Origin of the sequence: Streptomyces sp. VNUA24 (assembly GCF_029167005.1) — a bacterium.
Lineage (GTDB): Bacteria > Actinomycetota > Actinomycetes > Streptomycetales > Streptomycetaceae > Streptomyces > Streptomyces scabiei.
This window is the reverse complement of sequence record NZ_CP119143.1, coordinates 320416-344905: the sequence shown is the minus strand read 5'-3', so window position 1 is coordinate 344905 and position 24490 is coordinate 320416. Positions and strand designations below refer to the sequence as shown.

23 protein-coding genes and 1 pseudogene are annotated in these 24490 nt (G+C 71.4%); 20 read left to right on the top strand and 4 right to left on the bottom strand.

Translation table 11 applies throughout. From position 1 onward, the window contains the following. Positions 1–220 precede the first annotated feature (220 nt). Positions 221–679 (bottom strand): hypothetical protein, encoded by a 459-nt coding sequence (locus tag PYR72_RS01410; protein WP_275453426.1) that lies wholly within the window; start codon positions 677–679, stop codon positions 221–223. A gap of 410 nt (positions 680–1089) precedes the next feature. On the opposite strand from PYR72_RS01410, the gene PYR72_RS01405 reads away from it, so the two are divergent. Beyond that, the gene (locus PYR72_RS01405) at positions 1090–1695 is read left to right on the top strand and encodes a hypothetical protein (protein ID WP_275453425.1); all 606 of its coding nucleotides are present in this window, start codon (positions 1090–1092) and stop codon (positions 1693–1695) included. Between the two features lie 910 nt (positions 1696–2605). On the opposite strand, the gene PYR72_RS01400 is transcribed toward PYR72_RS01405, so the two are convergent. Both PYR72_RS01400 and PYR72_RS01395 read right to left on the bottom strand, forming a co-directional pair. Then, positions 2606–3649 (bottom strand): zinc-dependent alcohol dehydrogenase family protein, encoded by a 1044-nt coding sequence (locus PYR72_RS01400; protein WP_275453424.1) that lies wholly within the window; start codon positions 3647–3649, stop codon positions 2606–2608. Positions 3650–3737: 88 nt separating this feature from the next. Further along, positions 3738–4925, bottom strand: coding sequence for an MFS transporter (locus PYR72_RS01395; RefSeq protein WP_275453423.1), 1188 nt, complete (start codon positions 4923–4925; stop codon positions 3738–3740). A gap of 451 nt (positions 4926–5376) precedes the next feature. Between PYR72_RS01395 and PYR72_RS01390 the strand changes: the two genes are divergently transcribed. The 6 genes and pseudogenes from PYR72_RS01390 to PYR72_RS01365 all read left to right on the top strand — a co-directional run bounded on the left by PYR72_RS01390 (position 5377) and on the right by PYR72_RS01365 (position 10436). Next, the gene (locus tag PYR72_RS01390; RefSeq protein WP_275453422.1) at positions 5377–6462 is read left to right on the top strand and encodes a hypothetical protein; all 1086 of its coding nucleotides are present in this window, start codon (positions 5377–5379) and stop codon (positions 6460–6462) included. A 71-nt stretch (positions 6463–6533) separates the two neighbouring features. Beyond that, positions 6534–6623, top strand: a pseudogene (locus PYR72_RS01385) (IS5/IS1182 family transposase); the annotation flags it as partial. A gap of 216 nt (positions 6624–6839) precedes the next feature. Then, complete coding sequence (locus PYR72_RS01380) at positions 6840–7040, top strand: hypothetical protein (protein WP_275460675.1); 201 nt, start codon at positions 6840–6842, stop codon at positions 7038–7040. Between the two features lie 70 nt (positions 7041–7110). After that, positions 7111–7776 (top strand): DUF485 domain-containing protein, encoded by a 666-nt coding sequence (locus PYR72_RS01375; RefSeq protein ID WP_275453421.1) that lies wholly within the window; start codon positions 7111–7113, stop codon positions 7774–7776. After that, complete coding sequence (locus tag PYR72_RS01370) at positions 7773–9350, top strand: cation acetate symporter (RefSeq protein WP_275453420.1); 1578 nt, start codon at positions 7773–7775, stop codon at positions 9348–9350. Before PYR72_RS01375 ends, PYR72_RS01370 begins: the two co-directional genes overlap by 4 nt. 474 nt (positions 9351–9824) lie before the next feature. Beyond that, positions 9825–10436 (top strand): XRE family transcriptional regulator, encoded by a 612-nt coding sequence (locus tag PYR72_RS01365; RefSeq protein WP_275453419.1) that lies wholly within the window; start codon positions 9825–9827, stop codon positions 10434–10436. Between the two features lie 17 nt (positions 10437–10453). Here the strand turns inward: PYR72_RS01365 and PYR72_RS01360 are convergent, their stop codons facing one another. Then, positions 10454–11341: an IclR family transcriptional regulator gene (locus tag PYR72_RS01360; protein WP_275453418.1), complete on the bottom strand. Its 888-nt coding sequence runs from the start codon at positions 11339–11341 to the stop codon at positions 10454–10456. Positions 11342–11787: 446 nt separating this feature from the next. Between PYR72_RS01360 and PYR72_RS01355 the strand changes: the two genes are divergently transcribed. The 13 genes from PYR72_RS01355 to dmpG all read left to right on the top strand — a co-directional run bounded on the left by PYR72_RS01355 (position 11788) and on the right by dmpG (position 24441). Further along, positions 11788–13113 (top strand): aromatic ring-hydroxylating dioxygenase subunit alpha, encoded by a 1326-nt coding sequence (locus tag PYR72_RS01355; RefSeq protein ID WP_275453417.1) that lies wholly within the window; start codon positions 11788–11790, stop codon positions 13111–13113. Beyond that, positions 13113–13475, top strand: coding sequence for a bifunctional 3-phenylpropionate/cinnamic acid dioxygenase ferredoxin subunit (locus PYR72_RS01350; protein ID WP_275453416.1), 363 nt, complete (start codon positions 13113–13115; stop codon positions 13473–13475). Before PYR72_RS01355 ends, PYR72_RS01350 begins: the two co-directional genes overlap by 1 nt. Further along, the gene (locus tag PYR72_RS01345) at positions 13472–14698 is read left to right on the top strand and encodes an FAD-dependent oxidoreductase (RefSeq protein WP_275453415.1); all 1227 of its coding nucleotides are present in this window, start codon (positions 13472–13474) and stop codon (positions 14696–14698) included. Before PYR72_RS01350 ends, PYR72_RS01345 begins: the two co-directional genes overlap by 4 nt. 121 nt (positions 14699–14819) lie before the next feature. Next, positions 14820–15386, top strand: a complete 567-nt coding sequence (locus PYR72_RS01340) for a 3-phenylpropionate/cinnamic acid dioxygenase subunit beta (RefSeq protein ID WP_275453414.1) — start codon at positions 14820–14822, stop codon at positions 15384–15386. Between the two features lie 96 nt (positions 15387–15482). Continuing rightward, a complete protein-coding gene (locus PYR72_RS01335) occupies positions 15483–16349 on the top strand; it encodes an alpha/beta fold hydrolase (protein WP_275453413.1) in 867 nt (288 codons plus the stop codon). A gap of 2 nt (positions 16350–16351) precedes the next feature. Then, positions 16352–17245: an SDR family NAD(P)-dependent oxidoreductase gene (locus PYR72_RS01330; protein ID WP_275453412.1), complete on the top strand. Its 894-nt coding sequence runs from the start codon at positions 16352–16354 to the stop codon at positions 17243–17245. A 13-nt stretch (positions 17246–17258) separates the two neighbouring features. Continuing rightward, positions 17259–18845, top strand: coding sequence for a long-chain fatty acid--CoA ligase (locus PYR72_RS01325; protein ID WP_275453411.1), 1587 nt, complete (start codon positions 17259–17261; stop codon positions 18843–18845). A gap of 23 nt (positions 18846–18868) precedes the next feature. Next, positions 18869–19492 carry a hypothetical protein gene (locus PYR72_RS01320; RefSeq protein ID WP_275453410.1) on the top strand — a complete coding sequence of 208 codons (624 nt, stop codon included), beginning with the start codon at positions 18869–18871 and terminating at the stop codon, positions 19490–19492. Positions 19493–19689: 197 nt separating this feature from the next. Next, positions 19690–20691 (top strand): zinc-binding dehydrogenase, encoded by a 1002-nt coding sequence (locus PYR72_RS01315; RefSeq protein ID WP_275453409.1) that lies wholly within the window; start codon positions 19690–19692, stop codon positions 20689–20691. A 9-nt stretch (positions 20692–20700) separates the two neighbouring features. Then, positions 20701–21639, top strand: a complete 939-nt coding sequence (locus tag PYR72_RS01310; protein WP_275453408.1) for a 3-carboxyethylcatechol 2,3-dioxygenase — start codon at positions 20701–20703, stop codon at positions 21637–21639. A 5-nt stretch (positions 21640–21644) separates the two neighbouring features. Beyond that, positions 21645–22475, top strand: coding sequence for a fumarylacetoacetate hydrolase family protein (locus PYR72_RS01305; protein ID WP_275453407.1), 831 nt, complete (start codon positions 21645–21647; stop codon positions 22473–22475). Then, positions 22472–23422: an acetaldehyde dehydrogenase (acetylating) gene (locus PYR72_RS01300; RefSeq protein ID WP_275453406.1), complete on the top strand. Its 951-nt coding sequence runs from the start codon at positions 22472–22474 to the stop codon at positions 23420–23422. Before PYR72_RS01305 ends, PYR72_RS01300 begins: the two co-directional genes overlap by 4 nt. Further along, entirely contained in the window at positions 23419–24441 is a 1023-nt protein-coding gene (dmpG, locus tag PYR72_RS01295; RefSeq protein WP_275453405.1) for a 4-hydroxy-2-oxovalerate aldolase, read from the top strand. Before PYR72_RS01300 ends, dmpG begins: the two co-directional genes overlap by 4 nt. The last annotated feature ends 49 nt before the right edge of the window (positions 24442–24490 follow it).

Genomic DNA, 24490 nt, shown 5'->3' with positions numbered 1-24490 from the left:
GAGCTGAGGTCGCGGCCGGGGCTGGGCCGGGCCCCTGGTCTGGCTCGGTTCCGGCTCAGGCTTTGGCTCTCGGCAGCCGGCGGTGCCACAGCTGCGGCACTACCCGGCGTCGCCGCCCGCCCTACATCTGATCGACACGCCGTCCCATCCTGCAAGCGTCCACCCCCGGCCGCTGACAACGCCAGACGCACGGCGCCGCCGAACCTCTGCCGTCACGGCACTACGTGATGTCGCCGGAGTCGTCGTCGTTGTCGGCGTACCACCAGCCGGCGCACTGCTGGTTGCCGTTGCGTCGCAGGCAGGCCCGCACGCCGTGGTGTGCCCCGTCGATCCGTTCGGTCCGGACGAAGCCGTCGCGGGAGGCTGTCGTCTCGCAGTAGTCGTAGGAGCCCGCCTGAGAGTTGTTCCACCAGTAGTGCTCGGCACTCCCCGTGGCGACTCTGTGGGTCCGGTGGATGGAGAGGACGTCCCCGGCTCGTGCGCCGACCGTCTGGAAGAACGCGGCTCCGTTCCTCCGCTCGCTGTACAGCTTGATGGTGGCGCCGTGAAGGGTCACGGGATAGTGGGTTTTGATCTCGGCTGTCACGAGGATGTTGTTGTTGCGGTGGCAGGCGTTCGCGGCGTGGGCGGCCGTCGGCGTCAGCAGCGGCACGGTTGCGGCCATGACGAGCGCGCCCACGGCAGCGGCGTAGGTTCTGGATCTCGTACGGTGGATCAAGGTTTCCCCTTGCTTGCTTCGCCCGGAGGGCGTTGGTCACCACTGAGACGCACGAAGGCGGCGCATGGTTGTGGCCCTTTCCCGCCCCGTCCCGCCTCTCGCGGCGGCGTCAGGTCGGCAACGAGGGTGGTCAAGTCGACGTCGCGCGGGTGCAGTTGGCCCACCACGGCGTGCCAGGCGATCGAGTTCCACGCCTGCTCGCCGTCGTCGTGCAAGGCCGACAGCAATGCGACCGGGGGTGTTGCCGGTTATGTCCCGCCCAACCGAACTGGCTGATATGGGACTTGTTCATCTCATGTGCCTCGAAGAACCCTGAAGTCAGATTGACCCCCAGTCACGCGAGGGGTCATCAGAATCGGGGGAACACCACCATGCGCGTACCCATACTCGCGGTCGTCGCCGCGACCGCCGCCCTCCTGCTCGGAACCGGGGCGACCTCTGCCGTCGCCGCGCCGGACTCCGACACCACGAGCGTCTCGGCCGCAAGCGGCGGAGTGCCCTTCGCGGACCAGGCCGCGAAGGCGAACCTGACGAAGGCCCAGACCACTTCGCTCCAGGCGAAGGTCGACCGATACATGAAGCGGACCGGCGGGAAGCAGGTCGCACTCAACGAGATCGACCTCGGTGGCGATGCCACCCTGCTGGTCGCCCTGCCCGGAGAGAAACACCCGAGGGACTTCGCGTCCGGCGACAGCTCTCGGGCCGCGTTCGACCCCTGCCTGCAAGGGCAGGTCCACAGTGGCTGGTTCTGCGCCTACAGCCGGGAGGGATTCAACGGCGACGCCCTGCGCTGGTACGAGTGCGGAAGGCGTGCCATGCCGTGGGGTGGCTGGGGGTCGTGGATCAACGATCAGACGCCCGGTACGAGGGCGATCTTCTACGGCGCGGACGGAGCCGCGTACGACGCCACCCCGGCCCCGTACAGCTCCAACAGCCGCTACTACTGGACACCCGTTTGGAGCATCAAGAACTGCTGACGGCGATTGCGGGCGCGGCCCGTGCGTACTGTGCCGGGAGCTCCGGCCATGGCCGGAGCTCCCAGCACAGTGCCGTTTCTGCCTGATGGTGGCGGCCCACGAGATACGACCGGCTCGCAGCTTCTCGAAGGCATGGAAGAGGCGTCCGACGGTTTGCCTCGCCAGGGCACCGCTCTCGACGTGCTCTCCGCCGACGCAGTCGCGCGCACGGTTACGGCCGGGAGGCCGACGTGCCCCCTCCCGAGCCCCGATTCTGTCCCCGCTCCGACCGAGGGTGCCGCGAACGGATGCCCGGTGGACCGGGCGGAGTCCCAGGGGCGCCGTCCACGCCGAAAGGCGGGGCGGCAGACCGGCGGGATGCGGCCCGCACCCGCTCAACGCCCCCAGGCGGTACTGCGGCCCGATCCGCTCGCGGTCGACGACGTCCTGCAGGCCGAGGAAGTCGACGGCCGCGCTGTAGTCCTCGGTGCAGATCTCGGGCGAGGCGACATCGCGCACCGTGCCGTCGATCGCCAGGGCGGGCAGCCTGCCTGTCGCGTTCTTCGGCACGTAGAGGTCACCGGCGACCTCGATGCCGTAGCGGTTCCTGAACCGCACCGAGGAGCGCTCGACGTTCTCGTCCAGCGCGAAGGCGCAGCCGTCCGAGGTGGTCATGGTTCTCTCCTGCTACCCAGCAGCGATTGCGGTCGGGGCCGGGTGCCGGGGTCGTTGCGTCACCGGGTCCAAGGTCCGCGGGACCGGGGGTGCCCGCATGTCCGGCAAGCCGCCGCCGTGGTCCCGCCCGGGGACGAGCGGGCAGGACAGGCGGCGATGGAATGCCGTACCTGTTCCTGCCCGCCTCACGGCGGCGGGTGCCGCTGTCGACCTCGCCGAAGACGGTGTGCTGCCGCTGTGTCGGCAAGGCGTCGGGTCAGGGGTTGATGAGGACCTTGAGGCTCTTGCGGTCGGCCATGTCCTGGTAGCCGGCCGGGACGCCGTCGAGGCCGGTGGTGACGTCGAAGACCTTGCCGGGCTCGATGGCGCCGCTGAGGATGTCGGGCAACAGCTCCTCGATGTAGGCGCGGACCGGCGCGGGTCCGCCGGCCAGCCGGATGTTGTGGCGGAAGAGGCTGCCGAAGCCGATCGGGGCCTCCTCGTACTGCGGGACGCCGACCCGGCTGATCACGCCGCCCGGGCGGACGACGCCGACGGCCTGCTCGTAGGAGGGCATGTTGCCGACGCACTCCAGGACCACGTGCGTGCCCTGTCCGCCGGTCAGCTCCCGCACCCGGGCGATGCCTTCTTCGCCCCGTGCGGAGACGACATCGGTGGCGCCGAACTCCCGGCCGAGGTCGGTACGCGCCTGATGACGGCCCATCAGGATGATCTGCTCGGCGCCCAGCCGCTTGGCCGACAGCACGCCCAGCAGGCCGACCGCACCGTCACCGATCACGGTGACCCGGGTCCGCTCGCTGACCCCGCCCGCGACGGCGGCGTGGTAGCCGGTGCCGAACACGTCCGAGAGCGTCAGCAGGGACGGGATCAGGGCGGAGTCGGCGGCGACGGGGAGCTTGACGAGGGTGCCGTCGGCGAGCGGGACACGGGCCGCCTCGGCCTGGCCGCCCTCGTCCGGCAGGCCGTCCCAGAAGTTGGCTTGGGCGTGGGCGCAGGAGGTGTGCAGGCCCTCGCGGCAGAACGCACAGGTGTTGTCCGAGATCGCGAAGGGGGCGACGACCAGGTCGCCGCGCTTGACGGTGGTGACCTCGGAGCCGGTGTCCTCGACGATGCCGATGAACTCGTGCCCCATCCGCGCGGGACCGTCCTCGGGCTTCGCCGAGGCGTAGGGCCACAGGTCGCTGCCGCAGACGCAGGACGCGGTGATGCGGACCAGGGCGTCGGTGGGGTGCTTGATGACGGAGTCGGGGACGTTCTCGACGCGGACGTCGCCGGCGCCGTACAGGAGTGTCGCGCGCATGATGTGTTCTCCAGGTGCTGTTTCGGGGCGGTGCCGTTTCCGGGCAGTGCTGTTTCGGGGAGGTGCCGGTCAGAGCGGGCGTGACGGTTCAAGCCTGGTCGGCAGGGGCGGGGGCCGCATACCGGACGGTGGTGCCGGGTGAACCGGCACGGTGGTGCGGTCGCAGAGCGAGGGTGACGGTGGGGATCAGGGTCAGGGCGGCGATGGCGGCGCCGACCACGGTGGGGCCGGTGGTGCCGGCGCGCTCCAGGGCGAGGCCGGCGAACCAGGAGCCGATGGCGGTGCCGAGGTTGAACGCCGAGACGGTCAGGGCCGAGGCCAGGGTGGGGGCCTGGCCGGCGTAACGGACGGCCAGGGCCATCAGGACCGGGTTGGCGCCGAGGCCGAAGAAGCCCAGCAGAGTGACCAGGACGATGGTGGCGGGGGCGGAGCCGGCCGACAGAACGATCGCCAGGAGCAGGAGCATGGCGCCCGCGGCGGCGACGACGGTCACCAGGTGCGGGCGGCGGTCGCCCAGCCTGCCCCCGACCAGCGAACCGGCGAGGGCGCCGAGGCCGAAGCCGACGAGGACCAGCGGCACCAGCCCGGCGGCGAGCCCGGCCCGGTCGGTCAGCAGCGGTGCGATGTAGGAGTACGCGGCCAGGACGCCGCCGGTCGTGGTGGCGCAGGCGGCCAGCACGAGCCACAGGCGGCCCGAGCGCAGCACGGTCAGCTCGGAGCGGATCGATCCCGCCTGCTGGGCGGCCGGGCCACCTCGCGGGACGGTGCGGGCGATCAGCGGGACGGCCGCGGCGGACAGAGCAGCCAGGGCCCAGAAGGGTCCGCGCCAGCCCATGAGCTGTCCGGCGAACGCGCCCAGAGGCACGCCGACGACGTTGGCGAGCATGGCTCCCGCCCCGACCAGGCCCAGGGCGCGGGCGCCGGCGGCAGGGCCGGCGGCACGGGTGGCGGCCACGTTGGCCACGGCCCAGAACGCCCCCGTGGCGATCGCCGTCAGGAACCGTGCCGCCAGCAACAGCGTGAAGCTGGAGCCGACGGCGACGATCACATGCCCGAGGGCGAACACGGCCAGGGCGAGCATCAGGGTCCGTCGGGTGGGCAACCGCAGCGTGAGCATCGCCATCAGCGGCGCGCCGACGATCATCCCGACGGCGAAGACGGTGATCAGAAGTCCGGTCTGGGCGACGCTGACCTGCAGGTCTCCCGCGATCTCGGGCAGCAGGCCGGCCACGACGAACTCCGTGGTGCCCATCAGGAACGTGCCCAGTGCGAGCACGTGGACGACCAGCGGAAGACGGGCGGACGGGGGCCGACCGTCTTCATCCCGTACCGCCTCAGCCGGAGCGTGGAGGGTTGCTCCTCGCGTACTCAAGGTTCATCTCCGTGGGGTTGTGATCGGGGTACGTCTCCCAGAGAACAACCCGCTGCACCCGTGAGGAAGGCTGCGTTTATAGGGGGGACAAACTCAACCTCCCTCTTCGCGAGCCGATCGCCACCGTGAAAGGCATGGCGGCTGTCACGTCAAAATCGCGCGGTCGGGCCGACCACCGGCCGGAACGGCCTGCCCCCCGGCCTCTCCACCGTCGTGTGCTGGTGGTCACGTCGGCGGGCCGGCTGTCGCTCTGGCCGGGGTGCATGCGTTGGACTTGATCTGCTGAACACCGTTGTCACCGAAGCTGGTTGAGGGGGCCAGGGGGTTGTCGGTGGCTGGTGGCAGGATCATCCACATGGTTTTCGTACGTACTACTCCGCCGCGGCCCGTGGACGTGGCCGCGGTCTTTCCCGAGCTGGCGCCGTTGGCGCGTCCTGCGCTTCGGCTGCATCCGCGTCCCGGGTCGCCTTCGGTCGGGGAGAGCTCGGTCGGGGGGCCGTTGCTGTGGCCGGCCGAGGAGCCGTGGCCGCACTGCGAGACCTCGCACCTGCACGTGGACAGCGGGTTCCGTCAGTCACCGGCCGACGTGCGGCTCAAGAGACGCATGCGGGCCCGGTGGCACCGTGATCACAATGGCCGTGGGACAACGCCCGAGGAGGCGGCGGTCAAGGCACAGAACGCCGCGAGGCTCGCGGAGCGGCTCGACGCCGGCCCCCCGCCCGCGGACTGTCCGGTCCCCATGCTGCCCGTGGCCCAGCTGTACCTGCGCGACATTCCCCTGCTGCGGCCGCCCGGACAGGCCGACCTGCTCCAGGTCCTCTGGTGCCCCTACGACCACGATCCGGATCACAAACCGTCGACCGCACTGTTCTGGCGGTCCGCCGCCGAGGTTGGCGACATCCTCGCCACACCGCCCGAGCCGTACGAGGTCAACTGGGAGGGCTATCTGCCGGAACCGTGCGTGCTGGCACCGGAAGCGATCACCGAGTACCCCAACAGCCTCGACCTGAACCCGCAGATGCGGCTGATGGTGGAGGACTTGAGCAGATGGCAGGCAGCCGGCGTCGACATGGACGGCTCCGAGCACGCGGACTGTCCGCGGGACTTCTATGACGTGCATCTGGCAGACGCGCCCGGCTGGAAGGTCGGCGGCTGGCCTCCATGGGGCCGCACCGATCCCAACCCCCGGTACTGCTCCGTCTGTGAGGTACGGATGGTCCCGCTGCTGACCATCGCCTCCTACGAATGGGACGGCGGTGAGGGACACAGCTGGGCACCTCACGAAGAACAGGCCGCCGCCTCCGCCGCCAACACCACCGGTCATTGCTGTGGCCAGGGCCCCTCGCAGCCGACCAAGGTCGAAGTCGGCAGCACCGACAACATGCAGATCTACATCTGCCCGACCTCCCCCGAGCATCCGCACACCGACCTGATCCAATGAACTACCGGGACGGTCGCACACCCTCCGCAGCCGGAGACAGAAGCCCTGCCGCACGCGACCTGCCGCATTAGGTGGTTGTGTGGGTCACCATGCTCGTCGTCACCTGTGAGGGTGACCGCCGCTGCAAGCTCCCGCCGCATCAGCGGGCACTGATCGCGCTGTTCATGGTGGGAGCAGGCGGCGCCGTCGATGCTCAGCAGAGTGCGCGTCATGGTGCTGGTCGGAGTGGACGGCTCCAAGGCGCGCCGCCGGCTCTCCCGGGCACGGCGGGTGTCCGCGAGCCCGGCCGCTGCTTTCGGGGCGCCGTAGTGGAGCGGGACCACCGCCTCGCGCGCCCGGACCCGGGCGTACAGCTGGCTGTCGCCGGGGATTGCGATGTGGCGCGGACCCATGCCCTGGGCGGGGAGATCATGGACGAGGGCGTGGTGGACGCGAGCCAGGTCGTCGCCGCGGTCGGCCGACGCCGCGTCCGGTCGTCGACGCGCTCCGGCGACCGTGCCCGCGAGGGGCGGACCCACGATCTGCCCCTATCTCCTCGCAGCAAGTCCATGTGCCGTGAGGCGGCACACGAGCTGTGAGGGGTCGGGCGATTGCTGTGTGATGTGGGGCGCCCCGCATCCCCACACCCAACCACACGAAGAGCCGCTCATGAACCTGCGCAAGAGGCATCCCCAGGATCCTCGCCGGCCACAGCCGACCCCCCGGCCACCACAAACTCCGCAGCCCCAGGATTCCTTACAGGACCCGCTCGTCGCCGTCCTCCTGTACCTCAGCCATCTCGACCACGAACACTTGCATTCCGAGGAGGAGTTGAGCCGGGCGATCCATGAATGCCACCGGTCGTACGGCAGCGTGGCGGACCTGTGCGTCTGGTATCGGCAGTCGCTGAGCGTGGGGCAGGCCGTGACGGTCGTCCAGGAGCGGCGGGAATGGGCGCTGAACATCGCCTCCCACCTGGCTCACCGCCACCCCTACGACCGCTCCCTGCCCTGGTGCTCGGGCGTCACCCTGGCCGAAGCCTTCCGAACGGTGGGTGTGGACCGCACCGTACGGCGCGCGCGCCGTCGCGCGTTCCTGGTGGCCGCGCCCGTCATCGGGCTGTACCTGCTGATCAGCTGCCTGGGAGAGACAGCCGCCACCATCATGGCCACGCGCGTCGTGGGCCTGTTGAACGTGGGCCTCCTCCTCGGTCTGGTCCAGCTCGCCGCCGTCGTGACATGGGTTCAGTGGTACGCCTGGTACTGCCGCACCACGATCGACCCGCTCGTCGAGAGCCCGGTGACGCCCGACGAGCGACTGGAGCACCAGCCATGACCGGTACCTATGTCACAGCCGATCTGCCGGTCTTCTTCGTCTTCCTCGTCTGCGCCCTGTTCCTGGTGATGTGGGCCGGACCCCAACGGGGGACGGTGTCGGAGTTCTACGTCAGCGACGGCCTTCTGAAGCCCGCCCACAACGGAGTCGCCCTGTTCGGGGACGTGATGTCCGCGGCCGCCCTGCTGGGCAGCCCCGGCCTGATCGCGCTGACCGGCTACGACGGCACGCTCTCCGTGCTGGGGCCGGCCGTCTCATGGATCGTCATCCTCCTCCTCGTGGCGGAGCGCTACCACAGCACCACCGAGTTCACCATCGGTGACCGCCTCGCGCGGCGTCTGCGGTCCCGGCCGGTGCATCTGGCGGCGGGTGTCGCGACTCTCGTCGTCTGCCTGCTGTACCTGATCGCCCAACTCGTCGGCGCGAGCGCGCTCACGGTGGGCATCCTGGGCTCGGCCGGACGGGGCATGGAAGGGGCCGTGTCGGCCGGTCTCGGCGCGCTCATGGTCCTCTACGTGGTCCTGGGAGGGATGCGCGCGGCCACGCTGGTCCAGACGGTCAAGGCGGTTCTGCTCGTGGGTGGCGGTGTCGCCCTGGCGGTGCTGGTCCTGGCCAGGTTCGACTTCGATCCGGGCGCCCTGCTGAGCTCGGCCGCCAAGGGCAGCGGCCACGGCGACGCTTTCCTGAGCCCGGGGCTCCGCTTCGGCGGTGGATCGACGCAACTGGACTCCCTGAGCGAGCAGCTGGCCCTGCTGATCGGAGCCGCCGGTCTGCCGCATCTGCTGATGCGGATCAGTACCGTACCCACGCCCAGCGCGGCCCGTCGGTCGGTCCAGTACGCGGCAGTGCTGACGGTCGTCTTCTATCTCGCCGCCCTCGTGCTCGGCTTCGGGAGCGCGGCACTCGTCGGCACACAGGTCATCGCGAGCGACAGCCCGTCCGGCAACACAGCGGTGCTCCTCCTCGCGGCGCACATCGGTGGCTCGCTCCTGCTCACGTTCGTCGCCTGTCTGACCTTCGCCACCGTCCTGGCCGTCGTCGCGGGCGTCACGCTCGCCGCCGCGACCTCGCTGGCCCATGACATCTACGGCGCCTTCCTCACGCATGGGACGGCGTCCGGGCAGCAGGAGCTGGTCGTCGCGCGCGTGGCGGCCGTGGCGGTCGGTACCACCGCCACGCTGCTGGCCGTGTTCGCGCGCAGCCTCAACGTCTCGTTCCTCATCGGACTGGCGTTCGCCGTGGCCGCGTCGGCGATCGTTCCCGCTCTGCTGTACAGCATGCTGTGGAAGAGCTTCACCACCCGGGGCGCGACGTGGAGCATCTACGGCGGTCTGCTCACCTCCGTGGTGCTGGTGGGTCTGTCTCCTCAGGTTTCCGGAAGTGCGACCGCACTGCTGCCGCAGCTGGACTTCTCGGTGTTCCCTTTCCGCAACCCGGCGCTCGTTGCGGTTCCGGTCGGCTTCCTGCTGGGCTGGCTCGGCTCGGCACTTCCCGGACCCGTCGAGCCGACCGACGCCCCGCCGAGCCCGCACGTCGTCCCGGAGGAGCCCGGCGCCCCCGTGGTCCGTCCGTGAGCATGAACGCCTCGGCCGGGGCGTGACCGCCGGGAAACCCGGCGCGGCATCACGCACTCCGGACCGCCCCGAACGCACCTCGGGCCGACGCGGACACGCCCGGTCGTGACTGCCGACGGACACCGCTCGGGACGGTGTCGGCGGCGGAACCGAGCGCGGTGCGGCCCGGCTTCCGAGCCAGGCCGTGCCGACGCCCGCGCGCCCACCACCCTCTCACCGCGCGCCAACCGCGCGCCAACCGCGCACGGGCAGCCGTGGCGGCACATCCACGTCTCCCTTGCCGCGCGCGAGCCGACCGCCGACCGGCTCGAAGCGGCTCGCACGCAACCGGCTCCAGCGTCCGCGCCGGCGGTCCGGCATCCTCGACGGCCCTCCGGCCCTCGTCCCGGCCTCGGCGATCCAAAGTCACGCCGACGAGCCGAAGTTCGGCACAGGACGAGCTGAGCAGGGCCGAAGCCCGCTTACAGTGGTGTGGTGTCCGCAGGAAATGCCGTCGTCGCGCGCAATGTGCGCCTTCTCAGAGAGCAGCGAGGTCTGTCCCTGGCCAGGTTGGCCCGGGAGGCGGGCCTCGCCAAGCAGACGTTGTCCAATCTGGAACAGGGCACGGGCAATCCCACCGTGGACACGCTGTTCTCGATCGCGACGGCTCTGGGGGTGCCGGTCACCAGGCTCGTGGCCGAGCGCGAGCAGGTGATGACCGTCCAGCACGGGGCCGACGTGGTCTGGAAGGAGCACGAGGGGTTGGAGACGCGAGCCCTGGACCATGTGTACGGGTCGGGTGTCATCGAGAACTACCTGGTGCGCGTGGGCCCCGACCGGGACGGCACGAGGAGGCCGATCGAGCCGCACCCGGTGGGCACGCTGGAGCATCTGTATGTGATCAGCGGGCGGGTGCGCGTGGGCCCGGCCGAGAGTCCGGTGGAGTTGGACGCCGGGGACTTCGTGCGCTACCCGGGTGACCGGCCGCATGTGTACCAGTCCCTGGACGGGGAGAGCCTGGTGCACATCGTGGTGAGCGTGCCGCGAGTGCAACCGGGCACGGCGGGCACGAAAACGCAGCGGACCCACGGCGGCGACGAGCCCTGAGCCGTGTGCCGGCCGGATCAGAGGGCGGGCGCGTCACCCTGGCTCGACGCCGCGTGCCGCTGGGCCCTCGCGGCCGAGTTGATCGCCCGCGCCGCCTCGTAGGCCACGCGGCGTAAGGCGGGGGCGAAGCGGGCCCGGTCGAACCGGTGATCGGCCCCGGCGACGGAGAGAGCCGCGACCGGTCGGCCCGCGGGTCCCATGACAGGGACGGCGACGCAGGTCAGGCCGAGGGTGGCCTCCTGGTGGTCGTAGGCGATGCCGTCCCGCCGGATGCGCTGCAGTTCGGCGCGGAAGACATCGGGGTCGGTGATCGTGTGCTCGGTGAGCCTCGGCAGTCCCGCCGCGATGGCCGCCTCCATGGCGTCGTGGTCGAAGGCCAGCAGCGCCTTGCCGACGGCGGTGCAATAGGCGGGCAGCCGGGCGCCGATACGTGAGGGGGAGCGGGTGGCGCGGTGCCCGTGGATCTTGTTGACGTACACGATGTCCGTATCGTGCAGCACCGCGAGGTGAACGGTCTCCTGGGTCAGTACGTACAGGTCCGCGAGATGGGGCAGGAGCGACTCGCGCAGCAGCAGGGAGGTGGGGCCGTACACCCGGGTACCGATGTCGAAGAGCTGGGCTCCCAGGCGGTAGTCGCTGCCGACCCGTTCGACGAGGTCGTTGCGCTGGAGGATGCCCAGCAGCCGGAACGCCGTCGACTTGGTGAGACGGGTACGGCGGGCCAACTCGCTCACGCCGATCTCCCGGTCCTGTTCGGCGAGCGACTTGAGCAGGACGAGTGCCTTGTCCACCGCGGTCCGCTGATCCGGCGCGGCCGTCCGCGCCTGGGGACGTGCAGGGTCTGCGGGTGGGGGCTCGGAGAGCGAGCCCTCGGCGAGGTGGGGTGTGGGGGAGGAAAGTGACATGGCGGGCTCCCGGAACTGTGCGGATGCAGCCATCATGATGGACGCGCGTCCAATGTAGAGGTCCCCTTGCGCGTTGTAAACGGCCGGGGACAGTGCGTTGACATCGGTTGTCGGTGTGCCACATCGCGGCACGTGGGCTGTGCCCGTTCCTCGCGTCCGTCGTCTTCTGAGCGCATGCACCGACTCGAAACCGCCGTGCCGACACTCCGCTCAGCACCCCGCGTGCCTCGACACCACAGCGCGGCGCGACCCGGGGAGCCGGGTGGCGTGCCGGTCTCACGCGCACGACCCGGACGCCTGGGATCCGCCCCGGTACCCGTGCTCCACCGTGATCGCGCGGTACTTCCGCCAGACCTTGCCGCCGCGCCCTCGTCCGCTGCCGGACGCGCACGCGCGCCGTTCGTTCGCCCGGACCTCGCCCAGGCCCGCGCCGAGGAGATCCAGCGATGACCGCTCCGCCGGTACGGCACGGAGAGCGTGTGACCGGGGTGCCGCGCGCCTCTGTCGACGTGAGCGCGTACTTCGACCTCGACCACGGGCTGATCGACCGCACGATCTTCAGTGACCAGGCCCTGTACCAGCAGGAGTTGCGCAGGGTCTTCGCGCCCAGCTGGCTGTTCCTCGCCCATGAGAGCCAGTTCGAGCGGCCCGGCGACTTCTTCACCACCTACATGGGCGAGGACCCGGTCATCGTCGCGATGGGCCGGGACCGGAAACTGCGGGCGTTCCTCAACGCCTGCCGGCATCGCGGGATGCGGGTCTGCCGGGCCGACGCCGGCGCGGCCAAGGCGTTCACCTGCAGCTACCACGGCTGGTCGTACGACATGTCGGGCAAGCTCGTCAACGTACCCAACCGGGAGGACTATCCGGACCACTTCGAGCAGGACCGGTGGGGACTGGTCGAGGTCGCGCGGCTCGACACGTACAAGGGCCTCGTGTTCGCCACCTGGAACCCCGAGGCACCGCCGCTCGTCGAGGCGCTGGGCGGGATGACCTGGTACATGGACGCGATGCTGGACCGCGATCCGGAAGGCACCGAAGCCGTCGGCGGCGTGCACAAGTGGGTGTTGGAGGGCAACTGGAAGCTGGCGGCGGAGCAGTTCGCCTCCGACTGGTACCACGTCAACATCTCGCACGCCTCCGCGCTGATGGTCATGTCGCCGACCGGCAAGGGGCCCAAGGCGGAGATCGTGCAGACTCCGGGACGCCAGTACACCGATCCGCTCGGCCACGGGCACGGCTTCCCGACCCACCCCAAGAGCCGCTTCGACGACCGGATCGTGCACGCCCACTACGACTACGAGGCGCTGCGCGAGCGGCTCGGCGACGCCCGGGTGGAAGGACCGATGACCACCGGGCACGCCACCGTCTTCCCCAACTTCTCCTACCTCCCGGTCAACGGCTCCATCCGGGTCTGGCACCCCAAGGGCCCGGACCGGATGGAGGTCTGGGCCTGGACGCTCGTCGACAGGTCCATGCCCGACGAGGTGAAGAACGCCCAACGGTTGTACAACCTGCGCACGTTCGGACCCACCGGGATCTTCGAGCAGGACGACGGCGAGAACTGGAGCGAATGCCAGGCCACGGCCCATGGGTTCGTCTCCGGTTCCATGACCCTCAACTACCAGATGGGCTTGGGGCTGGAGACCGAGGACGGTGTCCATCCGGGCACCACCGGCCGCCTCTACACCGACGGCGCCGCCCGGACCATGTACACGCGCTGGCGCGACCTGATGAACACGCCCGCCTGGCACGAGAAGGACGACACCTGATGAGCACGAACGCGAACGGCACCGCCGTGCGCGTCGCCGCTGTCGGCGACATCGAGGACGGCGAGGCGCTGAAGGTGCCGGCCGAGACCACCGGTCACGGCGAAGCCATCGCCGTGTTCCACGAGGGCGGAGCCTACTTCGCCCTCGACGACACCTGTTCGCACGGCCGGGCGTCCCTGTCCGAGGGATGGATCGAGGACGGCGAGGTCGAGTGCCCGCTGCACAGCGCCCGCTTCTGTCTGAAGTCGGGCGAACCGCAGTGCATGCCCGCCACCCTCGCCGTGCGCACCCACCACGTCGAGGTCCGCGACGGCGCCGTCTGGCTCCACCCGGGCCGGACCGCCGCGGAGGTCGGCGCATGAGCGCCCCGCCGCCCCCGCCCCGGCGGATCGCCGTCGTCGGCACGGGCCCGGCCGCCGTCTCCACCTGTGACGCGCTGCGCGCCCAGGGGTACGACGGGCACGTGGTCCTGTACGGCGCCGAGCACGGCCTGCCGTACGACCGGCCGCCGCTCAGCAAGGACGTCCTGCTCGGCAAGGCCCGGCGCGCGGACGTCCTGCTGCGGCCCGAAGGGTGGTACGAGGAGCAGCGCGTCCAGCTCCGTGACGGCACCCGGGTCCGGGCGATCCGGCCCCGCGCGGGCGGAGTGGAACTGGCCGACGGCACGATCGTCGAGGCCGACCGGATCGTGCTGGCCACGGGAGGCACACCGCGCCCGCTGCCGGTGCCCGGGGGCGACGACCCGGCGGTCCATCAGCTGCGGACCTGGGAGGACGCCGACCGCCTCCGGGAACGGCTGCTGCCCGGTGCCCGGGTGATCGTCGTCGGTGCCGGCCTGATCGGCGCCGAGACCGCCGCCGTCGCCGTCGCCCTGGGCTGCCGGGTCACCCTCGTCGATCCGGTGCCGGTACCGCTGGCCGCGGCGGTCGGCGGCGACATCGCGGGCGCGCTGCACCGCAGGCACACCGCCGAGGGCGTCGAGGTGCTCACCGCCGGGGTCGCACACGTCGAACGGAGCCCCCTGGGGCTGCGCGTGGGTCTCACCGGGCACGGCGGCACCCTGGCCGCGGACGTCCTGGTGGCCGGCATCGGAATCCGCCCGGCCACCGACACGGCCGAGACGGCCGGGCTGCGCGTCGACAACGGCGTCGTCGTCCACCCCGGACAGCGCACGTCCCACCCCCACGTCTTCGCCGTCGGCGACGTGGCCCGCCCCGACGGCCACCGGGTGCGGCACGAACACTGGGAGGCGGCCCAACGGGACGGTGAGGCCGCGGCCCTGGGCATCCTGGACCGTCCGGTGCCGGACAGGGGAGCGCCCTGGTTCTGGTCCGACCGGTACGGCTCGCGCCTGGAGGCGGTCGGCACCATGGCGGACGCGGGGCGGCACGTCCTGCGCGGCGACCCCGCCGGCGGTGCCTTCACGGCCTTCGGTCTGCGCGGCGACCGTCTGGTCGCGGCCGCCGCCCTCGACCGTTCCCGCGACATCAAGGCCGCCCGGCGTCTCATCGACCGAGCGATCCCGCTGTCCGCCGCGGAACTGACCGACGAGCACACCGACCTGCGGACCCTGCTCACACGCTGACCCGGGGCCGTTCGCCCGGCCGCCCACGCGGCCGTGCCGCCCCGTGGCACACGCGCTCCCCGGACCCGGTCCGCCGCGCTGGAATGCCTGCAAGCAGCAGGTCTCGTAGGAGGAACCATCGATGAGCATCCACGCACCCGAGCCAGCGGTCGCCGGGACGGAGCCGGTGTCCGATGCCGATGTCCGGCTGCACTTCGAGGTGCAGCGGCTGTACGCCCAGGAGGCGCAGCTGCTCGACCAGCACCGCTACGCGGACTGGCTGGAGCTGTTCACGGAGGATCTGCACTACTGGGCGCCGGTACGCACCAACCGGCTGCGGCGACAGCAGGCGCTGGCCGACGGGACACCCGGCGAGGTGGCGATCTTCGACGAGACCAGGGCGAGTCTGGCCTGGCGGATCCGCCGGTTCGACTCGGGCATGGCCTGGGCCGAGGACCCGCCGTCCCGATCCCGGCACCTGATCACCAACGTCATGGTCCGGGCCGCCGAGGAGCCGGGGGAGTACCTCGCCGAGTCGGCCTTCCTCTGCTACCGCAACCGCCTCGAACGCGAGGTCGACCTCTACGCGGGCGGCCGTACCGACCTGCTGCGCCGCGCCCCGGGCGACGGGCGGCTGCTGATCGCCCGCCGCACGATCCTGCTCGACCAGAACGTCCTGCTCGCCAAGAACATCAGCACTTTCCTCTGACCGTTCCTCCGACCGGACGACCAGCGGTCGGACGGGCGCGTCCCGGTCGGCCCGACGGAGGAACGGCCGGGTGAACGACCCCTCAGGAGATCTCCCGTGACCACAGACCAGACCCAAGAGCCGAAGCTCGTCGAGCAGACCGTGGGGACCACGCTCGGGCCCGTCAGGGTCAGCGAGACCGGCGAGGGGCCGGTGCTGGTGATGCTGCACGGCGGCGGTCCCGGCGCGAGCGCCGTCGCCAACTACCACCAGAACCTGCCCGCCCTCGCCTCCCGCTTCCGCGTGGTCCTGCCCGACCAGCCGGGCTTCGGCGGCAGCTACCGGCCCACCGAGGCGGATCTCGACGCCCGCAGCATCACCGAGATCACCGTCGACGCGCTGCTGCAGACCCTGGACGCCCTCGGCATCGACCGCTTCCACCTGCTCGGCAACAGCCTCGGCGGCGCCGCCGCCCTCGCCACCGCGCTCGAAGTCCCCGAGCGGGTGGAGAAGTTGGTGCTGATGGCCCCCGGCGGCGGCTGGCTGCCCTTCGGACCCACCCCGACCGAGGGGCAGAAGGCCATGTTCCGCTACTACCACGGCGAGGGCCCGACACTGAAGAAGATGCGGGACTTCATCGGGGTGATGACCGCCGAGCCCAAACGCTGGGCGGACACCGCCCAGGCCCGCTACGAGGCCTCGCTCGACGAGTCCCACACAGCCTTCTACCACGCCTACAACGCGGCCTTCGCCAAGCGGCACGGCATGGACCCGCTCTGGCAGCGCGTCCACGAGATCACGGCCCCCACCCTGCTGCTCTGGGGCCGCGACGACCGCACCATCACCCTGGACGGTGCACAGCTGATGCTCAAGCAGATCCGTGACGTCCGGCTGCATGTGTTCGGCGGCTGCGGCCACTGGGTGCAGCTGGAGCGCCGGGCCGAGTTCGAACGTCTGGTCACCGACTTCATCGAGGGGGCCTGACCATGGGCAGCGGCTGGCTGGAGAACGAGGTCGCACTGATCACCGGCGGGGGCTCCGGCATCGGCCGCGCCGTCGCCCTGCGCTACCTCGCCGAGGGCGCTCGCGTCGCCATCCTCGGCCGTACGGCCGCGCAGCTGGAAGAGGTGGTGCGCGCCGCCGGCGAGCTGGGCGACCGGGTACTGCCCCTCACCGGCGACGTACGGAGCCCGGACGATCTGCACCGGGCCGTGGAGACCACCGTCGAACGGCTGGGCAGGCTCGACATCCTGGTCCCGAACGCCGGCATCTGGGACTACCACCGCAGCGTGACCCGTCTGTCGGGCAAGGAACTGGCCGAGGCCTTCGACGAGATCTTCGCGATCAACGTCAAGGGGTACGCGCTGGCCGTGGAGGCCGCCTGGCGGGAGCTGGTCGCCACCCGCGGCAGCATCGTGATGACCCTGTCCAACGCCTCCCTGCACACCGACGGCGGCGGCTCCCTCTACACCGCCAGCAAGCACGCCTGCCTCGGCCTGCTGCGTCAGTTCGCCTTCGAACTGGCGCCGAGAGTCCGCGTCAACGGGGTCGCCGTAGGAGGCATGCGCACCCAACTGCGCGGCCCCGAGAGCCTCGGCCTGCACCACCGCACGCTCGCCGCGTCCTTCGCCAGGAACGAGGAGGCCCAGGCCCTCTCCGGTGAGAAACCGCCGCCGCTGATCCCGTTGTACGACTCCAGTGTGGAACCCGAGGACTTCACCGGTCCGTACGTCCTGCTGGCCTCCCGCACCGACAGCGGCACCATCACCGGTGCCGTGATCCCCGCCGACGGAGGCATCGCCGTCCGTGGTTTCCGCGCTCCCGCAGGCGGCGCGGGGCTGTGCCCCCCACGTATGAACGTCTCGCCCGACAGCCATTGAAGGAGCCGCCGTCATGGCCGCCGTCGACATCAGTCCCGCCGCCGCGCTGCACCGCAGAGCCCAGCACGCCAGGTCCCCCGCCGTCGTCTACGAGAACCGTGAGATCACGGCGGTGGAACTCGGCGCCACGGTGGCGGAGTTCGCCGCCGGACTGTCCGAGCACGGACTGCGCCGGGGCGACCGGATCGCCTACCTGGGCCTCAACAGCGTGACCTTCCTGGAGACGCTGTTCGCCGCGGCCCGTCTCGGCGCGGTCTTCGTCCCCCTCAACTTCCGCCTCGCGGCCGACGAGGTCCGCCACATCCTCAACGACTGCGGCGCCCACACCGTCGTCGTCGAGGAGGGCCACCGCGAACTGGTGGAGTCGATCCTGCACGACATCCCCGCCCGCACCCGCCTGCTCGTCGACACCGACCCCGCATGCCCGGCGACGCGGACACCCGCGCCCGCCTGGACACCGCTGTCCGCGCTGCGCGGCCCGCACCGCCCCGTACGGGAACCGGTGGCGCTGTACGACGACGACCTCGCGGCCCTGATGTACACCTCCGGCACCACCGGCCGGCCCAAGGGCGTCATGCTCACCCACGGCAACCTCTGGTGGAACGCCGTCAACGTCGACGCCGTCGTGGACACCCGCTGCGACGACGTGAACCTGGCCCTCGCCCCGTTGTTCCACATCGGCGGCCTCAACGCCTTCACGTTGCGCACCCTGGTGCGCGGCGGCACCGTGGTGCTGCGCCGGGCCTTCGAGCCCGCTCAGTGCCTGCGGGACCTCGTCGAGCATCGAGTGAACACCTTCTTCGCGGTCCCCGCCATGTACGCGGCCCTCGCCCGGGTGCCCGGCTTCGCCGACGCCGACCTCGGCGCCCTGCGGTCCGCGATCGTCGCGGGCGCTCCCGTACCACCGCAGCTGATCCGGGACTACGGCGAGGCAAGCCTGTCGCTCCAGCAGGCCTGGGGACTGACCGAGACGGCCCCGTTCGCCACCTATCTGCCTGCCCGGCTGCTCCCCGAGAAGGCCGGCTCGGCCGGTGTCGCGATGCCGTACACCGAGATCCGGTTGACGCACCCGGGCACGGGGACCGGGATCGAGGAGCCGGACACCCGGGGCGAGATCTGCGTACGCGGCCCCAACGTGACCCCCGGCTACTGGGACAACCCGGACGCCACCCGGGGCGCCTTCGACGACATGGGCTGGTTCCACACCGGGGACATCGCCTACCGGGACAAGGACGGCTTCTACTACATCGTGGACCGCCTCAAAGACATGATCATCACCGGCGGGGAGAACGTGTACCCCGCCGAGGTGGAGCGCGTACTCGCCGAGCTCCCGGGTGTCCTGGAGGCCGCCGTCGTCGGGGTACCGGACGCCAAGTGGGGCGAGACCGTCCTCGCCGTCCTGAGCTGCGCGTCCGGTGCCGAGCCCACGGTGGAGGAGGTGCGGGCGTTCGCGGACCGGCATCTGGCCCGCTACAAGCTCCCCACCGACGTCCTGGTCATCGACCGGCTGCCCCGCAACGCCAGCGGCAAGCTGGACAAGATCGAGCTGCGCCGGTGGGTGACGGCGCGGCGGAACGCGCCCAGCACGGCGACGGCCTGAACACCGTGCGGGGAGTACGAGTCGTGGTCACACCTCCCGACACCGCGCGGCGGACCGTCATCGGCGACGGCTGGTCCCTGCGGCCGCTCGCCGGCACGTCCGACGAGCCGCTCGGGGTACGCCGGTCGGCCGCGCGCGGCTATGCGGCCTCCTGCGACGGAACGGACCGTTCCGGAGGCGGAGGCAGAGGCAGAGGCGGGGGCGGGGGCGCAGACGGGGGTGGAGGCGGGCGCGCGGAGTTGCTCGTCCATGTCCAAGGGGTCCCGCACCACCCGGTGCGGGCCTGCTATCCCTACGGCGCGCACGACGTGGTCGTATGGCTCGGCGACGGTGACGACGAAACCGATCACGGTGACGACGAAACCGATCACGGCGACCGTGCCGACCGCGCGGGGCGTGTGCCCGAGGAGGCAGGCGCGGACCTGCTGCGTGTCCTCGTCCCCGCGCTCTTCGCCGCCGACGCCCGCTGCCGCCGGGTCGTCGCCGCGCCGGACGAGGACGACGGCCACGCCCAGCGCGTCCTGGCGGCGGGAGGGTTCCGCAGGATCACCGAGGCGGACCTGCCCCACGGCTCCGTGGTCCTGTTCGCCGCCGAGCCGCCCGAGCTCGCCGGGCTGTCCACCGCCCTCGACGACATGCCTCACTGAAAGGGCCGGCCGAGCGGGCCCACCACACCGTCAGCCACGCCACAGCCGCGCCACAGCCGCGCCGCGAGCCGGGACCGACCCGGCCCGCGGCGCGGCTGTGGCGTGCGCACACACATCGCTGGTGCGTACACGGAACCCGTGCTGCACAGCGGCACACGGGCTAGGCCGGTTCGGCCGGTCGGGGCGACCGTGGCCGCGTGCTTGCCGCTACCGCAATCTCCCAGAGCGCCGCCGACCCGCTGTCGGGGCTGGTGCTGCGCGACGTCCCTGAACCGACTCCGCGTCCGGGCTGGTCACGTGTCCGCGTCGTCGCCTCCTCGCTCAACATGCACGACGTGTGGACGCTGAGAGGAGTAGGACATCCTCCCGACCGGCTGCCCGTCATCCTCGGGTGCGACGCGGCCGGTTACGACGAGGACGGCAACGAGGTCATCGTCCACCCGGTGATCGGCGACCCGGACGCGGGCCGGGGCGACGAGACGCTCGACCCCGGTCGCGCGCTGCTCTCCGAGCGGCACGACGGAGCGTTCGCGGAGTATCTGACCGTTCCCGCCCGCAACCTGGTCCCGAAGCCGGACTGGCTCTCGTTCGACGAGGCCGCCTGTCTGCCCGTCGCCTGGACCACCGCCTACCGCATGCTGTTCACCCAGGCCCGGATCACCGCCGGTGACCGGGTGCTCGTCCAGGGCGCGGGCGGCGGCGTCGCCTCCGCGGCCATCAGGCTCGCGGTGGCCGCGGGGGCCGTCGTGTACGCCACCAGCCGGAGCGCGGACAAGCGTGCCGAGGCCGTGTCGTGGGGGGCCCGTGCCGCCGTGGCCACGGGCGAGCGGCTGCCCGAGCGGGTGGACGTGGTGATCGAGACGGTCGGCGAGGCGACCTGGTCGCACTCGCTGAAGTCGCTCCGCCCGGGCGGCACGGTCGTCATCGCCGGGGCGACCAGCGGTATGAACCCGCCCGCCGACCTCGGCCGGATCTTCTACCTCCAGCAGCGCATCCTCGGCTCCACCGGCTGCACCCGCGTCGAACTGGTCGCGATGCTGCGGCTGATGGAGGCCACCGGTGTCCGGCCGGTCATCGACCGGGCACTTCCTCTCGCCGAGATCCACAAGGGCCTCCAGCTCATGATCGACGGCGGCCTCACCGGAAAGCTCGTCGTCCATCCACCGGGCCCGGCCCGCCCCAGCACCTCGCAGCAGTAAGGAAGCACCATGACCGCAGCAGCCGTCGGGCTGTCCCACTCACCCCTCATCGGCAGGAACGACCCGGACCCCGAGGTCCTGGCCCGGGTCGACCGGGCCGTCGAGGGGGCACGGGAGTTCATCCGCGCCTACGACCCGGAGTTGGTCGTCCTCTACGCGCCCGACCACTACAACGGCTTCTTCTACAAGGAGATGCCGCCCTTCTGTCTGGCCACCGAGGCTCACGCGGTGGGTGACTTCGGAACGTCGGCGGGCCCGCTGTCGGTCGACACCGCCGCGGCGAGGACGCTGGCCCGCGGCGTGCTCGACCGGGGCGTCGATCTGACGGTCTCGGCACGGATGACCGTCGACCACGGGTTCGCGCAGCCCCTGGAGGTGCTGTTCGGCGGGATCGACAAGGTGCCCGTGGTGCCGGTCTTCGTCAATGGTGTGGCCACTCCGCTCGGTCCGGTCGGCCGGGTCCGGGCGCTCGGCACCGCCCTCGGACGGGCCGCGGCCGAGATCGACCGCAGGGTGCTGTTCCTGGCCTCCGGCGGCCTCTCCCACGACCCGCCCGTCCCGGTCCTGGACGGGGCACCGCCCCGGGTCGCCGACGCCCTGATCGAGGGCCGACCGCCCACTCCCGAACAGCGGGCCAAGGCCGAACAGCGGGTCGTCCGGGCAGGCCGCGACTACGCCGCTGGCTCGACCGGGATGATCCCGATCAACCCGGACTGGGACAACCGGTTCCTCGACCACGTCGAGCACGGCGAGCTGGCCGCGTTCGACACCTGGACCGTCGAGGGCATGGCGAAGGAGGGCGGCAACTCCGCCCACGAGGTCCGCACCTGGATCGCGGCCTTCGCCTCCCTCGCCGCCACCGGCCCCTACGACCTGGCGTCACGCTTCTACGAGGCCGTCCCCGCCTGGATCGCCGGCTTCGCCGTCGCGACGGCGAAGGGACGGTGACCACCATGGCCATCGACACGTACGCGGTGGAGCGAGCCGTCGCACGACTGGCGGCCGCGGTCGAGGACGGACGGCCCGTCGCTCCGGTGCGGGATCTGCTGGGTGAGCACGACATCGCCGTCGCCTACGCCGTGCAGCAGGAGTTGACGCGCCGCAGGCTGGCCGCGGGCGCGACCGTCGTCGGACGCAAGATCGGGCTCACCTCCCCGGCCGTGCAGAAGCAACTCGGTGTGGATCAGCCCGACTTCGGGATGCTGTTCGCCGACATGGACGTCTCGGCCGAGCCGGAGATCCCCATGGCGCGGCTGTCGCAGCCGAAGGCCGAGGCCGAGATCGCCTTCGTCCTGGGGGAGGACCTGGCGGAGGGGGATCTCGACGCCGCCCGGGTCCGGGGCGCCGTGGAGTACGCCGTCGCGGCGATCGAGATCGTCGACAGCCGGATCGCCGCCTGGGACATCCGGCTCACGGACACCATCGCGGACAACGCCTCCAGCGGCCTGTTCGTGCTGGGGGAACACCGGGTCACGCCGGACGCCTTCGAGCCGCGCGAGACCACCATGCGCATGTACGCCGACGACGAGCCGGTCTCCGAGGGCGACGGCGCGGCCTGCCTCGGTGACCCGTTGAACGCGCTGGCCTGGCTGGCCCGCACGGCCAGGGAGCACGGCCTTCCGCTGAGGGCCGGGCAGATCGTCCTGTCGGGCGCTCTGGGCCCGATGGTCCCGGTGTCGCCCGGCGCCCGGATACGCGCCGAGATCAGCTCGCTGGGCACGGTCACCGCGCTGTTCTCCGCGCGGCCGCAGGAGCGTCACCAGCCCGAGGAGGAGGACGCGTGAAACGAACCAAGGTGGCCGTCATCGGCTCCGGCAACATCGGCACCGACCTGATGATCAAGATCCTGCGCCTGTCGGACACGCTGGAGATGAGTGCCATGGTCGGCATCGACCCGGACTCCGACGGACTCGCCCGTGCCGCGCGGCTGAAGATAGCCACCACCCACCAGGGTGTCGAAGGGCTGATCGCGCTCCCCGGTTTCGAGGACATCGGCATCGTCTTCGACGCGACCTCGGCCAAGGCCCACATCGCCAACGCCGCCCGGCTGGCGCCGTACAAGAAGCGGCTCATCGACCTCACCCCTGCCGCGATCGGCCCGTTCGTCGTACCGCCGGTCAACGGGGACGCCCAACCGGACGCCATGAACGTGAACATGGTGACGTGCGGCGGCCAGGCGACCATCCCCGTGGTCGGGGCGGTCTCGGCGGTGACCCCGGTCCACTACGCGGAGATCGTCGCCTCCATCGCCTCCCGGTCGGCGGGACCGGGCACCCGTGCCAACATCGACGAGTTCACCGAGACCACATCCCACGCCATCGAGTCCGTCGGCGGTGCCGCCCGGGGCAAGGCGATCATCGTCCTCAACCCGGCGGAGCCCCCGCTCATCATGAGGGACACGGTGTTCTGCCTCATCGGAGACGCCGACCACGAGGCCGTCCGCGCGTCGGTCGAGGCCATGGTCGGCCGTGTCGCCCAGTACGTCCCCGGCTACCGCCTCAAGCAGGAGGTGCAGTTCACCCCGGTGGACGGCACCGAACCGGTGCACACCCTGGTGCCGCCGGGCGCGGGTCCGGTGCGCACCCGGGTGTCGGTGTTCCTCGAAGTCGAGGGCGCCGCGCACTACTTGCCCGCCTACGCCGGAAACCTCGACATCATGACGTCGGCCGCCCTGCGGGTCGCCGAGTCGATCGCCCGGCGCGACGCCGTTCCCCCGGAGGGCCGCCCATGACGCACAAGCTGTACATCCAGGACGTCACCCTGCGGGACGGCATGCACGCCGTCCGGCACCGCGTCGACCCCGTCGACGTCGGGCGGATCGTCGCGGCGCTCGACGCCGCCGGGGTCGACGCGATCGAGGTCGCCCACGGCGACGGGCTGGCCGGCGGCTCGCTCAACTACGGGCCGGGCAGCCACACCGACTGGGAATGGATCGAGACGGCGGCGGCACACCTGACCGACGCCGTTCTCACCACCCTCCTCCTGCCCGGCATCGGCACCATTGCCGAGCTGGAACGCGCCCACGCCCTCGGCGTCCGCTCGGTGCGCGTCGCCACCCACTGCACCGAGGCCGACATCGCCGCCCAGCACATCGCCAAGGCCCGTGACCTCGGCATGGACGTCGCCGGGTTCCTGATGATGAGCCATATGGCCCCGGCCGCCGAACTCGCGGCCCAGGCACGGCTGATGGAGTCGTTCGGAGCACACTGCGTGTACGTCACCGACTCCGGCGGCCGGCTCACCATGAACGGCGTGCGCGAGCGGGTCCGCGCCTACCGGGACGTGCTGGACCCGGCCACCGAGATCGGTATCCACGCACACGAGAACCTGTCCCTCTCGGTCGCCAACAGCGTGGTCGCCGTGGAGGAGGGCGTCACCCGCGTCGACGCGTCCCTCGCCGGACAGGGCGCAGGTGCCGGCAACTGCCCGATCGAGGTGTTCGTCGCGGTCGCGAACCTTCAGGACTGGAAGCACGGCTGCGACCTGTTCGCCCTCCAGGACGCCGCCGACGACCTGGTACGGCCGTTGCGGGACCGCCCGGTCCAGGTCGACCGGGAGACCCTCACGCTCGGCTACGCGGGCGCGTACTCCTCGTTCCTGCGCCATGCGGAGACCGCCGCCGCTCGTTACGGGGTCGATGCCCGCGCACTGCTCCTGGAGGTGGGCCGCCGGGGGCTCGTCGGCGGACAGGAGGACATGATCGTCGACATCGCGCTCGATCTGGTGTCGGCCCGGAACCCCACCCGCTGACCCCGCGCACGGTACGCCGCCCGCCCCACCCGCCCCAGGGAGAGACGGG